Source organism: Streptomyces pyxinicus (assembly GCF_024753135.1).
GTDB lineage: Bacteria > Actinomycetota > Actinomycetes > Streptomycetales > Streptomycetaceae > Streptomyces > Streptomyces pyxinicus.
This window is the reverse complement of record NZ_JANUGP010000012.1, coordinates 115,734-131,522: the sequence shown is the minus strand read 5'-3', so window position 1 is coordinate 131,522 and position 15,789 is coordinate 115,734. Positions and strand designations below refer to the sequence as shown.

Here is a 15,789-nt window from a genome sequence, read left to right as displayed (position 1 = left end):
GGAGAGGCCACCATGGGGACCGACACCGCCGCCACCCTCACCGACGGCGAGCCCCTGGGCGCGAGCCGTTCCGAGCGGCTGAGCGCCCTCGCCCAGCAGCACGGCGCGCTGGTCACCCTGGTCGTCGCGATGCTCGTCGCCTCGCTGAGCTTCGACACCTTCCTGACCGGCGACAACCTGGAGAACATGGCGCTGTCCTCGGCGTTCCTCGCCGTCGTCGCGCTCGGCATGACCTTCGTGATCATCACCGGCGGCATCGACCTGTCGGTCGGTTCGCTGTTCGCCCTCGGCGGGGTCCTCGCCGCCTGGGGCTCCCGGTACGGCACCGTCGTCGCCCTGCTGCTGCCGCTCGCGGTGTGCGGGCTGATCGGGCTGGTGAACGGGCTGCTGGTGGCCCGCTCGGGGCTGGCCCCGTTCATCGTGACGCTGGCCGCCATGCTCGGGGCGCGCGGCCTCCTGCTGGCCCTCACCGACGAGGGCTCGCGGACCTACCTGGTCGCGAAGGACTCCTTCTTCGCGAAGCTCGGGCAGGACTCGCTGCTCGGCGTCGGGGTGCCGGTGTGGATCACGCTCGCGCTGTTCGTGCTCGGCGCGGTCGTCCTCCGGCGCACCCGCTTCGGGCAGTACGTGTACGCCGTCGGCGGCAACGAGGACGCGGCGGCCCTGATGGGCGCACCCGTCGCCCGTACCAAGGTCTCCGTCTACGCCCTGTCCGGGCTGTGCGCGGGCCTGGCCGGCGCGCTGAACGCGGCCTGGCTGGTGTCGGGCGTGACGATCCTCGGCTCCGGCATGGAACTGGAGGCCATCTCGGCCGTCGTCATCGGCGGCTGCCTGCTCACCGGCGGCTTCGGCTACCTGAGCGGCACCCTGGTCGGCGTCGCGCTGCTGAAGGTGATCCAGAACGTCATCAACCAGATCGGCTCCCTGGACTCGGCCTACCAGCAGGTCGTCAGCGGGGCGTTCCTCGCGGTGGTCGTGGTGGCGCAGACCTGGCTGGGGCGGCGGCAGCGGGTGCTGTGAGCGGGGGAGAGGGGGAAGTGCCGTGAACGGGGGGCCGTGGGCAAAGGGCAGGCCGGGTCCCGTATGGCCAAGGGAAAATACAGTTCATCAGTGCGCAAACCGGTCGCTTGATCGGTGTAATCGGCACATATGTCGGATCGCGGGGAGGTCTAGCGTCGGGAGCACGTGGGCCGCACGGACCAGAAAGGCTTCGAGGCACTCATGCCCCTCCCGAACACCGACGTCATGCCCGACACCCGACACACCACCCCGACCCCTCCGCCCGGCTTCGGCCACCCGCCCGCCGACGACCTGCTGCTGCCGGTCGACGAGCTGCCCGAGTCCCCGTCGTCGCCCGACCTGATCTGCCGCCGGGTACGCGACGAGCTGATGCTCGACGGCAACGCACGCCTCAACCTCGCCACCTTCGTCACCACCTGGATGGAGCCCCAGGCACGCCAACTCATGGCCGAGACCGCCGAGAAGAACCTCGCGGACCGCGCCGAGTACCCGCAGATCACCGCCATGGAGGAGCGCTGCGTGCGGATGCTCGCCCGGCTCTGGCACGCGCCGAGCCCGGAGCGGGTGCGCGGCTGCTCCACCACCGGCTCCAGCGAGGCCGCCATGCTCGGCGGCCTCGCCCTCAAGCGCCGCTGGGCGGCCCGCCGGCGGGCCCAGGGCAAGGACACCGCGCGGCCCAACCTCGTGATGGGGGCGAACGTCCAGGTGTGCTGGAAGAAGTTCGCCAACTACTTCGACGTGGAGCCCCGTTACGTTCCCATGGAGCCGGGCCGCTACCACCTCACCGCCGACACCCTCACCGCCTACTGCGACGACAACACCATCGGCGTCGTCACGATCCTCGGCTCCACCTTCGACGGCTCCTACGAGCCGGTCGCCGACATCTGCATGGCCCTGGACGGCTACCAGGCCGCCACCGGCACCGACATCCCCGTGCACGTCGACGGCGCGTCCGGCGCCCTGGTGGCGCCGTTCCTCGACCCCGGCCTGATGTGGGACTTCCAGCTCGAACGGGTCGCCTCCATCAACACCTCGGGGCACAAGTACGGGCACGTCTTCCCCGGTCTCGGCTGGGCCCTGTGGCGGGACGCCGAGGCGCTGCCGGACGACCTGGTGTTCGAGGTCGACTACCTGGGCGGCCGTTCGCCCAGCTTCACCCTCAACTTCTCCCGCCCCGGCGCCCATGTCGTCGCCCAGTACTACAGCTTCCTGCGGTACGGCTTCGAGGGCATGCGGGAGCTGGCGGCGCAGTCCCGCACGACCGCTCGCGCGCTCGCCTCCCGGATCGCGGCGATCGCGCCCTACGAGCTGGTCACGGACGGCTCCGAACTCCCCGCGTTCGCCTTCCGGTTGGCGCCCGGCACCCGGGGCCTGACCGTCTTCGACGTCTCCCACGCCATGCGCGCCCGGGGCTGGCACCTGCCCGCCTACACCTTCCCGGCGCCCTGCCACGACGTCTCCGTGCTCCGTCTGGTGGTGCGCACCGGGTTCACGGCCGACCTCGCGCGCATGTTCATCACCGACCTGACCGAGGTCACCCGTCAACTGCACACCGAGCGGCCGGTGCCGGCGCCGGTGTCCGAGCCGGTGATGGCCGGCTGAGCCGTCGCCCGGGGACCGTGCGCGCGCATGGGCACGGCCCCCGGGCGGCACCCCGTCACGACCGCACGAACTCCAGCAGGTCCGGGTTCAGTTCGTCCGGGTTGGTCGTCAGCATGCCGTGCGGCAGGCCGTCGTAGGTCTTGAGGGTGCCGTTCTTCAGCAGCTTCGCCGACAGCGGTCCCGCGTCCTCGTACGGCACCACCTGGTCGTCGGTGCCGTGGCAGACCAGGACCGGGACCTCGATCTTCTTCAGGTCCTCGGTGAAGTCGGTCTCGGAGAACGCCTTGACGCACTCGTAGTGGGCGTTCGCCGCACCCGCCATGCCCTGCCGCCACCAGTTGTCGATCATTCCCTGGGACACCTTGGCGCCGGGCCGGTTGAAGCCGTAGAACGGGCCCGAGGCGACGTCGATGTAGAACTGGGCGCGGTTGGCGGCCAGTTCCCTGCGGAAGCCGTCGAACACCTCGATCGGCAGGCCGCCCGGGTTCGACTCCGTCCTGAGCATGATCGGTGGCACCGCGCTCACCAGGACCGCCTTGGCGACCCGTCCCGGCTCGGCGCGGGCGACGTAGCGCGCCACCTCGCCGCCGCCGGTCGAGTGCCCGATGTGGACGGCTCCCCGGAGGTCGAGGGCGTCGGTCAGCGCGATCACGTCGTCGGCGTAGGTGTCCATCTCGTGGCCGGTGGCGGACTGCGTGGAGCGGCCGTGGCCGCGCCGGTCGTGCGCGATGACGCGATAGCCGTGCGACAGGAAGAACAGCAGCTGGTTGTCCCAGTCGTCGGCGCTCAGCGGCCATCCGTGGTGGAAGACGATCGGCTGACCGTCGCGCGGGCCCCAGTCCTTGTAGAAGAGGACCGTGCCGTCGCCGGTGGTGACTGTCCCCATCGGGAAACCTCCGCTCAGGCAGCCGGAATCCTCGGGCGCGTGGGTGGGGGGACACGGGTGCCACGGAGCATACCGGCCTGTCGAACGCGCGCCTCTGACACGGCGACTCGGCTCACGGGGAAACGCTAACCCGCGCCCGGGGCCGGGGCATCTCGATCTGCGGCGCCGAGGGCACCGCGCCGGGCCGTCCGCTTCCGGTCGAGTTCGGTGTACCGGGCACGCATGCCCGGCCCGGCGGCGGGGCCGGCGGTGAACACGTACGCCTCGCTGTCGTCGATCGGGCGGCCGGTGCGCGCGTCGACCACCACAGGGTCGGCCTCCTCGCCGGATTCGGCGTCGACCAGGATCATGGAGCGGTCCGCCGGCTCCAGGTGCCGGTTGCCCCAGGCGGCCAGCGCGACGATCACCGGCCGCAGGGAGCGCCCCCGCCCGGTCAGCACGTACTCGTGGCGCACCGGGTTGGTCTGGTAGGGCCGCCGCTCCAGCAGCCCGTCGGCGACCAGCGTCTTCAGGCGCGTGGTGAGCATGCTGGTGGAGATGCCCAGGCTCTGCTGGAACTGGTCGAAGCGCGTGAAGCCGTCGAAGGCGTCGTGGAGGAGCAGCAGCGTCCACCACTCGCCGACGTGCCGCACCGTGGTCGACAGCGGGCACTCCCGGTCTTCCAGCCTGACGCGGCTCGCCATGACGGCACCCCTTCCTGGTCACTGCTAAGGTGAAAGTCACTGACTTCGATTCTAGCAGTCACTTCTCCGGGGGATATCTCCGGGAGGCAGTCATGACCGACGTACCCGACGGTGCCGGCATCGGCACTACCGACGTGCCCGGCATCGTGCGGCGCTACCCGCGGGCCCACCACGTGGGGGACGCCGTCGCGGCCACGGCCCTCTTCACCCCCGACGCCACCGTCACCGACGACGGCCGCGCCCACCGGGGGACCGACCGGATCGAGGCGTGGCTGCGGCGCGCCACGTCCGCGTACACGTACACGTACACCACCACGTTCCTCCGCGCCGAGCACACCGGTGATGGCCGCGACCGGGAACTGATCCGCGACCTCGTCATCGAACCCTGACCCCGGCAGCACCGAGAGGGACGCATGAAAACCTGGTTCATCACCGGCGGCACCCCGGGCGGCTTCGGCCTGGCCTACGCCGACGCGGCCCGCGAGCGCGGCGACCGCGTCGTCCTCACCGCCCGCCGACCCCACCTGCTCGACGACTGGGCACGGCAGCACGGTGACGCCGTGCTCGTCCTGCCGCTCGACGTCACCGACAGCGCGGCCATCCGCACCGCCGTCGCCACCGCCGAGGAGCGGTTCGGCGGCATCGACGTCCTGGTCAACAACGCGGGCAGGGGCTGGTACGGCTCCGTGGAGGGGAGCCCGGACCCCGACGTCAGACGCTCCTTCGAGCTGAACTTCTTCGCCGTCGTGGACGTCCTGCGGGCCGTCCTGCCGGGGATGCGGGCCCGGGGCGGCGGCTGGATCGTGAACATGTCCTCCGTCGCCGGGCTGCGGGGCGTGCCCGCGTTCGGCTACTACAGTGCCGCGAAGTTCGCCGTCGAGGGACTGACCGAGACGCTGCGCGAGGAGGTGGCGCCGTTCGGGATCAGGGTGCTCGCCGTCGAACCGGGCGCCTTCCGCACCAGCGCGTACGCCGGGTTCGCCGAGGAACCCGTCACCGAGACGGTCGACGCCTACCTGCCGCTGGTGGAGTCCGTCCGCGCGTCCATGATCGAGCAGGACGGCCGGCAGCCCGGCGACCCCCGCCGGGGCGCCCGCGCCGTGATCGCGGCCATGGAGCAGGCGGACCCGCCGCACCGCCTCGTCCTCGGTGCCGCCGGCCACGACGCCGTCACCGGTCATCTGGGCGCTGTACTGGCGGAGTTGGCCGGGCAGCGGGAGGTCGCGTACGGCGCCGACCTCCCCGACGGGCGGTAGCCGCGGCACCGTCGGCCCCCCTTAAACCAGCGCACGCCCCCCTGGGGGCCGTAGGGGTGTCCTGCCCCGCCGCCCCCTGCCTAGCCTCCGACAGCGGGGGGTGAGTGGAGCCGAGGCCCTCCGGAGAGGTCCGTACGGCCGAGGCCCTCACTTCGATCCCGATCGGATGGCGCGCTGGTGACCAACGAAGAGCAGCTGCTCGACTATCTCAGGCGGACCACCGCCGACCTGCGGGAAGCGCGGCGCAGGCTGCGCGAGACCGAGCAACGCGCACACGGCCCGGTCGCCGTGGTCGGCATCGGCTGCCGCTACCCCGGCGGTATCACCACCCCCGAGGACCTGTGGGAGCTGGTCGCGTCCGGCACCGACGCCGTGTCCGGGTTCCCCGTCGACCGCGGCTGGGACGTGGACGCCCTCTACGACCCCGACCCTGACGCCCCCGGCCGGACCTACGCCCGCACCGGCGGATTCCTGCACGACGCCGCCGACTTCGACCCCGACTTCTTCGGCATCGGCCCCCGCGAGGCCCTCGCCATGGACCCCCAGCAGCGGCTGCTGCTGGAAACCTCCCACGACGCCTTCGAACGGGCCGGCATCGTCCCCGCCACCCTGCGCGGCAGCCGCACCGGCGTGTTCGCCGGCGTCATGTACAACGACTACGCCACCCGCCTCACCTCCGTACCCGACGACCTCGACGGCTACCTCGCCAACGGCAGCGCCGCCAGCATCGCCTCCGGCCGCGTCGCCTACACCTTCGGCCTGGAGGGCCCGGTCGTCACCGTCGACACCGCCTGCTCCTCCTCCCTGGTCGCCCTGCACTGGGCGGTCCGCGCGCTCCAGTCGGGCGAGTGCTCGCTCGCCCTGGCCGGCGGCGTCACCGTGATGTCCACACCCGAGACCTTCGTCGACTTCAGCCGCCAGCGCGGACTCTCACCCGACGGCCGCTGCAAGGCGTTCGCCGCCGCCGCCGACGGCACCGGCTGGGGCGAGGGCGCCGGCATGCTGCTGCTGGAGCGGCTCGCCGACGCGCAGCGGCACGGGCACCCGGTGCTCGCCGTGATCCGGGGCAGCGCCGTCAACTCCGACGGCGCCAGCAGCCGCCTGACCGCCCCCAACGGCCCCTCCCAGCAGCGCGTCATCCGGCAGGCCCTGGCCGCCGCCGGGCTCGGCGCCGCCGACGTCGACGTGGTCGAGGCGCACGGCACCGGCACCTCGCTCGGCGACCCCATCGAGGCCGGAGCCCTGCTCGCCACCTACGGCAGGGAACACCCCGCCGAACGGCCGCTGCTGCTGGGCTCGGTGAAGTCCAACCTCGGGCACACCCAGGCGGCGGCCGGGGTCGCCGGTGTCATCAAGATGGTGCAGGCCATGCGGCACGCCGAGGTGCCGCCCACCCTGCACGTCGACACCCCCACGGACCAGGTGGACTGGAGCGCCGGCGCCGTCGAACTCGCCCTGGAGCGGCGGCCGTGGCCCGAGACCGGGCACCCCCGCCGGGCCGCCGTCTCCTCCTTCGGCATCAGCGGCACCAACGCCCATGTCGTCCTGGAGCAGGCCCCCGTGCCGGAGAGCGAGCCCAACCCGGCGACGGGGCAAGGGGGTTGGGTGCCCTGGATCGTCAGCGGCCGTACCCCGGGCGCCCTCGCCGGGCAGACCGCGCGGCTGCGCGAGCACCTCGCCGCCCGTCCCGGGGCCCGCCCCGCCGACATCGCGCTGTCGCTGGCCACCACCCGTGGCCGGTTCGAGCACCGCGCCGTCGCCGTCGGTCGCGACACCGGCGAGCTGCTCGACCGGCTCGCCACCGCCGCCCCGCTCACCCCGGCCGGCGGCAGGACGGCCTTCCTCTTCACCGGGCAGGGCGCCCAGCGCCTCGGCATGGGCCGGGCCCTGCACCGGGCCTTCCCCGCCTACGCCGAGGCCTTCGACGCCGTGTGCGCGCTCGCCGACCAGGGCCTGGAGCGGCCGCTCGCCGAGGTGATCGACACCGACGCCGCCCTGCTGACCCGTACCGACTACGCGCAGACCGCCCTGTTCGCCACCGAGGTCGCCCTGTACCGGCTGCTGGAGTCCTGGGGGGTGGTCCCCGACCTGCTCGCCGGGCACTCCGTCGGCGAACTCGCCGCCGCGCACGTCGCCGGGGTGCTGTCCCTGCCGGACGCCGTACGGCTCGTCCTCGCGCGCGGCACCCTGATGGCGGCCCTCCCGGCGGGCGGTGCCATGGCCGCGCTGCGCGCCACCGAGGCGGAGGTCGCCCCGTACCTGGACGGCCGGGTCGGCCTCGCCGCCGTCAACGGGCCCCGCTCGGTGGTGATATCCGGTACCGAGGACGCCGTGGACGCCCTCGCGGCGCGCTTCGAGAAGAGCAGGCGGCTGACGGTGTCGCACGCCTTCCACTCGCCGCTGATGGAACCGATGCTGGCCGACTTCGCCGAGGCCGCCGCCCACTGCTCCTTCCAGCCGCCCACGATCCCGGTCGTCTCCACCCTCACCGGAGCCCCCGCCGATCCCGCCCAACTCGCCGGCCCCGCCTACTGGGTGGACCACGTCCGCCAACCCGTCCGCTTCGCCCCCGCCCTGGCCGCCCTGCACGACCTGGGCGCGCGGACCTTCCTCGAAGTCGGCCCGGACGCGGCCCTGACCGCCCTGGCCGGGGACTGCCTGCCCGAGGACAGCACCGCCCTCGCCGGGCTGCGCCGCGACGGCGACGAGGAACGCGACCTGGTCACCGCCGTGGCCCACCTGCACGCGGCCGGCACCCCGGTCGACTGGGCGGCCTTCCTCGCCCCGCACGGGGCCCGCCGCACCGACCTGCCCACCTACGCCTTCCAGCGCGAACGCCTCTGGCTGGACGCCGGGGCGGGCGGCACCGGCGACGCCGACGGACTCGGCCAGAGCGCCACCGGGCACCCGCTGCTGACCGCCGTCGCCGAACTGCCCGACACCGGGGGAGCGGTCCTCACCGGCCGGCTCTCCCGCGCCGCCCAGCCCTGGCTCGCCGACCACGCCGTCCACGGCACCGTGCTGCTGCCCGGCACCGCCTTCGTGGAGATGGCCCTCCAGGCCGCCGAGCGCACCGGCTGCGCCGGCGTCGACGAACTCACCCTGCACGCCCCGCTGATCCTGCCCGAGCAGGGCGCGCTCGCCGTCCAGGCCGCCGTCGGCGGGGACCGGGACGGGCGCCGCGAGCTGACCGTGTGGTCGCGCCGTACCGAAAGCCCCGACGCCCCCTGGACCCGCCATGCCTCCGGCTTCCTGACCGCCGCCGGGGAGGCGGCGGACCCGGCCGGGCCGGCCGCCTGGCCGCCGGACGGCGCCGAGCCCGTGGACCTGGAAGGCCTGTACCCCGGCCTGGCCCGCACCGGGTACGGCTACGGCGAGGTGTTCCAGGGCCTGCGCGCGATGTGGCGGCGCGGGGACGAGCTGTTCGCCGAGGCGGCCCTGCCCGAGAGCGCCCGCGCCGGTGCCGCCGCCTTCGGCCTGCACCCGGCGCTGCTGGACGCCGTCCTGCACGTCAACCTGCTCGACCTGCCGGGCGGGCAGGCGGTGCTGCCGTTCGCCTGGGGCGGGGTCACCCTGCACGCGGCGGGCGCCGACACCCTGCGTCTGCACCTGGCCCCGGCCGGTCCCGACGCCGTCGCCCTGACCCTCACCGACACCACCGGCGCCCCCGTGGCGACCGTACGCAGCCTCGTGGCCCGTCCGGTCTCCGCCGAGCAGCTCGCCGGGGACGGCGACGACCCGCTGTACCGGGTCGACCTGGTGCCCGCGCCCGGCCCGGCCGCCGCCGGTCCCCCCGCCTTCGCCGTCATCGGTGACGCCGCCGGCCTCGACGCGCGCCGGTACCCCGGCCTGGCCGCCCTGCTCGCCGCCGGACCGGTGCCCGACCTGGTGGTGTGGGCCGTACCGGCCACGCCCGGCACCGACCTGCCCGCCCTGGTCCGGGACCGGGTACACACCGCCCTGGACACCCTGCGCGCCTGGCTGGACGACGAACGCTGCGCCGGCCGCCGGCTCGCCGTGCTGCTGCGCACCGGCGACCTCGGCCACGCCGCCCTGCACGGGCTGGTCCGCGCCGCCCAGGCCGAGAACCCTGGCCGGTTCCTGTTGCTCGACACCGACGGCAGCACCGCCCCCGAAGCCGCCCTGGCCGCCCAACTCGGCGCCGACGAACCGGAGATCGCGATCCGGGATGGTGAGGTGAGGGTGCCGCGACTGGCCCGCGCCAAGCCCGGGAGCCCGCCCGCCTGGGACCCCGACGGCACCGTCCTGATCACCGGCGGCACCGGCGGCCTCGGCGCGCTGATCGCCCGCCACCTGGTCACCGAGCGCGGCGTCCGGCGCCTGCTGCTGGCCGGGCGACGCGGCCCCGACGCCCCCGGCGCCGATGAACTGCGCGCGCAGCTGGAGGAGTTGGGTGCCGAGGTGATCCTCGCCCGGTGTGACGCCGCCGACCGCGCCGACCTCGCCGCGCTGCTCGACCGGCACCGGATCCGGGCCGTCGTCCACGCCGCCGGCGTCGTCGACAACGGCGTCCTCGCCACCCTCGACGCCGGGAAGGTCGACCGGGTGCTGCGGCCCAAGGTGGACGCCGCCTGGAACCTGCACGAACTCACCCGCGACCGGGACCTGTCGGCGTTCGTGCTGCTGTCCTCCACCGCCGGTCTGCTGGTCGGCGGTGGCCAGGCCAACTACGCCGCCGCCAACACCTTCCTGGACGGACTCGCCGCCCACCGCCGCTCCCTCGGCCTGCCCGCCGTCTCCCTCGCCTACGGGCTGTGGTCCGGGACCGGCGGCCTGAGCGACGGCATCGACGCCGCCGACCTGGAGCGGCTGCGCCGGCTCGGCCTGCCCGCCCTGACCCCGGCCCAGGGGCTGCGCACCTTCGACGCCGGGCTCGGCGCCGAGGACGCGGTCGTGGTGCCCGTACGCCTGGACACCTCGGCGGTGCGCGCCCGCCCCGACGGCGTACCCGCCCTGCTGCGCGGCCTGGTCAGGCCCGCCCGGCGGCGCGGCGCCGGACCCGCGCCGGGCGCGGCCGGCGACTCCTGGCGGGACCGGCTCGCCCCGCTGTCCGACGCCGAACGCGACCGCGTCCTGCTGGAGTTGGTCCGCGTCCACGTCGCCGGAGTCCTCGGACATCCCTCGCCGGGCGCGGTGGACCCGGGGCGCGCCTTCCAGGAGATGGGGTTCGACTCGCTCGCCGCCGTCGAACTGCGCAACCTCCTCGCCGGCGCCACCGGACTGACACTGCCCGCGACGCTCGTCTTCGACCAGCCCACCCCGCTGGCCCTCGCCGCCCACCTCAAGACCGCCCTGGTGCCCGGACCGGCCGACCTCACCCGGTCGGCGCTCACCGACCTCGACCGCGTCGAGGCGGCCCTGCACGCCCTGCCCGACCAGGACGGCAGCCACGCCCGTGTCACCGCGCGCCTCGAAGCGCTGCTGCGCACCTGGCAGGACACCCGCGAGCGCCCCGGCGCGCCCGAGGCGCCGGAGGACTTCCGGGACGCCAGCGACGACGAACTCTTCGCCAGGATCGACAACGAACTGGGAGCCCTGTGATGGAAGACTCGGCCACGGCCGGCAAACTCCGCGACTACCTCAAGCGGGCCACGACCGAGCTGGAGCGCAGCCGCCGCCGCGTGCGCGAGCTGGAGGAGCAGGACCGCGAGCCCGTCGCCGTCATCGGTATGGGCTGCCGCTACCCCGGCGGAGTGCGCACCCCGGAGGACCTGTGGCGGATCGTCGACGAGGGCGTCGACGTCGTCACCGAGTTCCCCACCGACCGCGGCTGGGACATCGAGGCGATCTACGACCCCGAGCCCGGCGCCCCCGGCAAGTCCTACGTCCGGCACGGCGGGTTCCTGCACGACGCCGCCGAGTGCGACCCCGCGTTCTTCGGCATCAGCCCCAAGGACGCCCCCGGCACCGACCCGCAGCAGCGGCTGCTGCTGGAGGTCACCTGGGAGGCCTTCGAACGCGCCGGCATCGACCCCACCACCGTGAAGGGCACCCCCACCGGCGTCTTCGTCGGCCTGATGCACCACGACTACGTCGGCGGCACCATCTCCGGCAGCATCGTCTCCGGCCGGATCGCCTACACCCTCGGCCTGGAGGGCCCGGCGGTCACCATGGACACCGCCTGCTCCTCCTCCCTGGTCGCGCTGCACTCCGCGATCCAGTCGCTGCGCAAGGGGGAGTGCTCCCTGGCGCTGGCGGGCGGCGCCGCCGTCATGGCCGGCCCCGAGATGTTCGTCGAGTTCAGCGAGCGCCGGGCGCTGTCCCCCGACGGCCGCTGCCACTCCTTCTCCGCCGACGCGGCCGGCGCCGCCTGGGCCGAGGGCGCGGGCATGCTGCTGGTGGAGCGGCTGTCCGACGCGCTGCGCAACGGCCACGAGGTGCTGGCCGTGGTGCGCGGCTCCGCCGTCAACCAGGACGGTGCCTCCAACGGCCTGACCGCGCCCAGCGGACCCGCGCAGGTCCGGGTCATCCGGCAGGCCCTCGCCGACGCCCGGCTCACCCCGCACCACATCGACGCCGTCGAGGCGCACGGCACCGGCACCACCCTCGGCGACCCCATCGAGGCGCAGGCCGTCATCGCCGCCTACGGCCAGGACCGGCCCGCGAACCAGCCCGTCTGGCTCGGCTCCATCAAGTCCAACATGGGCCACCCGCAGGCCGCGGCCGGAGTCGGCGCCATCATCAAGATGGTCATGGCCATGCGGCACGGCACCCTGCCCCGCACCCTGCACGCCGAGACGCCGAGCACCGCCGTCGACTGGAGCGCCGGGGACGTCCGGCTGCTCACCGAGCCCCGCCCCTGGGACACCCCCGACGGCCGCCCCCGCCGGGCCGGCGTGTCCTCCTTCGGCATCTCCGGCACCAACGCCCACACCATCCTGGAGCAGGCCCCGGCCGCCGACACCGCACCGGCCGACACCGAGCGGGCCGCGCTGCCCGTCATCCCCTGGGTGCTGTCCGGCAAGGGCGCCGACGCGGTACGGCGGCAGGCCGAGCGGCTGCTCGCGGTCGCCGGTGACCTCGACCCGTACGACGTCGGACACTCCCTGGCCACCACCCGCGCGGTGTTCACCCACCGGGCCGCCGTCACCGGCCGCGACCGGGACGAACTCCTCGCCGGGCTGCGCGCCGTCGCCGACGGCACCCAGGCACCCGTCGTCGCCCCCGAACCCGGCCTGCTCGGCGTGCTGTTCTCCGGGCAGGGCTCCCAGCGCCCCGGCATGGGCCGCACCCTGTACGCCGCGTTCCCGGTGTTCGCCGCCGCCTTCGACGAGATCTGCGCCGCCTTCGACCCCCATCTCGACCGGCCACTGCGCGAGGTGATGGCCGACCGGGACACCGACCCCCCGCCGCTGCACCGGACCCTGTACACGCAGGCGGCCCTGTTCACCTTCGAGACCGCCCTGTACCGGCTGCTGGAACACTGGGGCGTCCGCCCGGACCTGCTCGCCGGGCACTCCGTCGGCGAGATCGTCGCCGCGCACGTCGCCGGCGTGCTCGACCTGGGGGACGCGGTCACGCTGGTCGCCGCGCGCGGCCGGCTGATGCGGGACCTGCCCGCCGGGGGCGCGATGGTGTCCCTACTGGCCACCGAGGCCGAGGTCGTCCCGCTGCTCACCGACGGCGTGGACATCGCGGCCGTCAACGGCCCCCGCGCGGTGGTGATCTCCGGTGACGAGGACGCCGTCCTCGCGGTCGCCGCCCGGGTCGAGAAGTCGACCCGGCTGAAGGTGTCGCACGCCTTCCACTCGCACCGCATGGACCCCATGCTCGACGCCTTCCGCGAGGTGCTCGCCCAACTCACCTTCCACGAGCCGGCCCTGCCGGTCGTCTCCAACGTCACCGGCCGCCTCGCCGACGAACTCACCTCGCTCGACTACTGGGTACGGCACGTGCGCGCGGCCGTCCGCTTCCACGACGGCGTCAGCACCCTGGCCGCCGAGGGCGCGACCCGCTTCCTGGAGGTCGGCCCGGACTCGGTGCTCACCAACCTGGCCCAGGACGTCGTCCCGCACGTCATCGGCGCCCAGCGGCGCGACCGCGACGAGGACGCCGCCCTGCTCGACGCCGTCTGCCGGCTGCACCTGACCGGCACCGGACCCGACTGGACGGCGGTGTTCGCCGGGGGCCGCAAGGTCGACCTGCCCACCTACCCGTTCCGCCGCGACCGGCACTGGGAGGACGCCCCCATCCTCCAGGCCGAACGCGCGGCGGGGGCCCGCACGGGCGGCGACGCGGCCGACCCGTTCTGGGAACTGGTCCGGGACCAGGACGTGCCCGCCGTCGCCGCCACACTCGGCGTCACCGACGAGGCGTCCGTCGCCGCCGTCGTCCCCGCCCTGGCCGCCTGGCACGAGCGGCGCAGCGCCCACGCCACCGCCGACGGCTGGCGGCACCGCGTCACCTGGCAGCCGCTGGCCCCCGCCGCCACCCCGGCCCGCGGCGGCCACTGGCTCGCGGTCGTCCCGGCCGGCGACGACCCCTGGACCACCGCCGTCCTCACCGGCCTCACCGCACACGGTCTGCGGATCGACACCCTGACGGCACCGGACACCGCCGACCGGGCCACCCTGGCAGCGCTGCTCACCGGATACGACGGCGTGGACGGCGTGCTGTCCCTGCCGGCACCGGCCACCCCGCTCACCGCGACCGCCGCCCTGGTCCAGGCCCTCGGGGACGCCCGGCTCACCGCGCCGCTGTGGTGCGTCACCCGGGACGCCGTCGCGCACGGGACGGCCGCCGCCGTCACCGGATTCGCGCAGGCCGGGGTGTGGGGGCTCGGCCGGGTCGCCGCCCTGGAACACCCCGACCGCTGGGGCGGGTTGATCGACCTGCCCGTCGAGACCGGCCCCGCGATCCTCGCCCGGCTGGCCGCGCTGCTCGGCGACGCCGGCGGCGAGGACCAGATCGTCGTCCGCGAGACCGGCGTCTTCGGACGGCGCCTCGAACCCGCCCCGGCCCGCGCGGGCGCACCCTGGAAGCCGTCCGGCACCGTCCTGGTCACCGGTGCCACCGGTGCCGTCGGCGCGGCCGTCGCCCGCTGGCTCGCCGCCGAGGGCGCCGGGCACCTGCTGCTCACCTCCCGCCGGGGCCCGGACGCGCCCGGCGCCGCCGACCTGGTGCGCGAACTCACCGACGTCGGCACCCCGGTGACCCTCGCCGCCTGCGACGTCGCCGACCGCGAGGCACTCGCCGACCTGCTGGACGCCGTACCCGAAGAGCAGCCGCTGACCGCCGTGTTCCACCTGGCCGGCGTCCTCGACGACGGTGTGCTGGACGCGCTGACCCCCGACCGGTTCGCGTCCGTCCTCGCCCCCAAGGCCGACGCCGCCCGGCACCTGCACGACCTCACCGCCGGCCGGGACCTGTCGGCGTTCGTGCTGTTCTCCTCCCTGACCGCCACCGTCGGCGGCGCCGGACAGGCCAACTACGCGGCCGCCAACGCCTGCTTGGACGCCCTGGCCGAACACCGGCGCGCCGCCGGACTGCCCGCGACCTCCGTCGCCTGGGGCCCCTGGGGCGGCGACGGCATGGCCGCCCACGGCGGCGTCCGCTCCGCCGCCCGCGCCCTCGGCATGTCCGTCCTCGACCCCGGCCGCGCCCTCACCGCGCTGCACCGCGCCCTGGACGGCGGCGACACCACCGTCACCGTCGCCGACGTCGACTGGTCCGTGTTCGCGCCCGCGTTCACCGCCACCCGCCCCAGCCCCCTGCTCTCTGCGCTGCCCGAGGCCCGGGCCGGCGCTGCCGCGCGGGACACCGGCGCGGTGGACGGGTTCGCCGAGAAGCTCGCCGGGCTCACCGGCGGCGCACGCGAGCACGCCCTCCAGGAGCTGGTGTGCGGGCAGGCCGCGGCGGTCCTCGGCTACCCGGACCCCGACGCCGTGGAGCCGGCCACCGCCTTCCGCGACCTCGGCTTCGACTCCCTCACCTCCGTCGACCTGCGCAACCGGATCAGCACCGCCGCCGGGGTGCCGCTGCCGGCCACGCTCATCTTCGACTACGCCACCCCCGCCGCCCTCGCCAAACACCTGGGCACCGAACTCGCGGGCGAGGACACCTCCGTGGACACCGTCGTCGCCGAACTCGAACGGGTCGCGGCCCGCCTCGGCGACCTCACCGCCGAGGACATCGAACAGGGCCGGATCACCACCCGCCTCCAGACCCTGCTCGGCGACCTCACCAAGACCCTCGGCCAGGACGCGACCGCCGTCGCCGGCCGGCTGGAGGACGCCTCCGCCGACGACGTCTTCGCCTTCATCGACAACGAACTCGGCTCGGCGTGAGGCCGCCCTGCCACGACACCCCGGCCGCGCCCCGG

General features: G+C 74.8%; 8 protein-coding genes. 6 read left to right on the top strand and 2 right to left on the bottom strand.

The genetic code is table 11. From position 1 onward, the window contains the following. Positions 1-12 precede the first annotated feature (12 nt). Positions 13-1,020 (top strand): ABC transporter permease, encoded by a 1,008-nt coding sequence (locus NX794_RS17985; protein WP_258779630.1) that lies wholly within the window; start codon positions 13-15, stop codon positions 1,018-1,020. Positions 1,021-1,221: 201 nt separating this feature from the next. Continuing rightward, complete coding sequence (gene gad, locus NX794_RS17980) at positions 1,222-2,622, top strand: glutamate decarboxylase (protein ID WP_258779568.1); 1,401 nt, start codon at positions 1,222-1,224, stop codon at positions 2,620-2,622. 55 nt (positions 2,623-2,677) lie between these two features. On the opposite strand, the gene NX794_RS17975 is transcribed toward gad, so the two are convergent. Together NX794_RS17975 and NX794_RS17970 are read right to left on the bottom strand one after the other, a co-directional pair. Then, positions 2,678-3,508: an alpha/beta fold hydrolase gene (locus tag NX794_RS17975; RefSeq protein ID WP_258779567.1), complete on the bottom strand. Its 831-nt coding sequence runs from the start codon at positions 3,506-3,508 to the stop codon at positions 2,678-2,680. Positions 3,509-3,633: 125 nt separating this feature from the next. Next, positions 3,634-4,191, bottom strand: coding sequence for a winged helix-turn-helix transcriptional regulator (locus NX794_RS17970; protein ID WP_258779566.1), 558 nt, complete (start codon positions 4,189-4,191; stop codon positions 3,634-3,636). 92 nt (positions 4,192-4,283) lie between these two features. Between NX794_RS17970 and NX794_RS17965 the strand changes: the two genes are divergently transcribed. The 4 genes from NX794_RS17965 (at position 4,284) to NX794_RS17950 (ending at position 15,754) form a co-directional block, all read left to right on the top strand. Next, on the top strand, positions 4,284-4,580 hold the full coding sequence (locus tag NX794_RS17965) for a nuclear transport factor 2 family protein (protein WP_258779565.1): 297 nt from the start codon (positions 4,284-4,286) through the stop codon (positions 4,578-4,580). A 24-nt stretch (positions 4,581-4,604) separates the two neighbouring features. Then, positions 4,605-5,447 (top strand): SDR family NAD(P)-dependent oxidoreductase, encoded by an 843-nt coding sequence (locus tag NX794_RS17960; RefSeq protein WP_258779564.1) that lies wholly within the window; start codon positions 4,605-4,607, stop codon positions 5,445-5,447. A gap of 177 nt (positions 5,448-5,624) precedes the next feature. Further along, the gene (locus NX794_RS17955) at positions 5,625-11,009 is read left to right on the top strand and encodes a type I polyketide synthase (RefSeq protein ID WP_258779563.1); all 5,385 of its coding nucleotides are present in this window, start codon (positions 5,625-5,627) and stop codon (positions 11,007-11,009) included. Then, on the top strand, positions 11,009-15,754 hold the full coding sequence (locus NX794_RS17950) for a type I polyketide synthase (RefSeq protein ID WP_258779562.1): 4,746 nt from the start codon (positions 11,009-11,011) through the stop codon (positions 15,752-15,754). The genes NX794_RS17955 and NX794_RS17950 overlap by 1 nt, the downstream gene beginning before the upstream one ends. The last annotated feature ends 35 nt before the right edge of the window (positions 15,755-15,789 follow it).

Bases quoted from the DNA above. Each gene is read 5' to 3' on its own strand.
- NX794_RS17960 (WP_258779564.1), top strand. From the start codon at position 4,605: ATGAAAACCTGGTTCATCACCGGCGGCACCCCGGGCGGCTTCGGCCTG.
- NX794_RS17975 (WP_258779567.1), bottom strand. From the start codon at position 3,508: ATGGGGACAGTCACCACCGGCGACGGCACGGTCCTCTTCTACAAGGAC.
- NX794_RS17965 (WP_258779565.1), top strand. From the start codon at position 4,284: ATGACCGACGTACCCGACGGTGCCGGCATCGGCACTACCGACGTGCCC.
- gad (WP_258779568.1), top strand. From the start codon at position 1,222: ATGCCCCTCCCGAACACCGACGTCATGCCCGACACCCGACACACCACC.
- NX794_RS17950 (WP_258779562.1), top strand. From the start codon at position 11,009: ATGGAAGACTCGGCCACGGCCGGCAAACTCCGCGACTACCTCAAGCGG.
- NX794_RS17985 (WP_258779630.1), top strand. From the start codon at position 13: ATGGGGACCGACACCGCCGCCACCCTCACCGACGGCGAGCCCCTGGGC.
- NX794_RS17970 (WP_258779566.1), bottom strand. From the start codon at position 4,191: ATGGCGAGCCGCGTCAGGCTGGAAGACCGGGAGTGCCCGCTGTCGACC.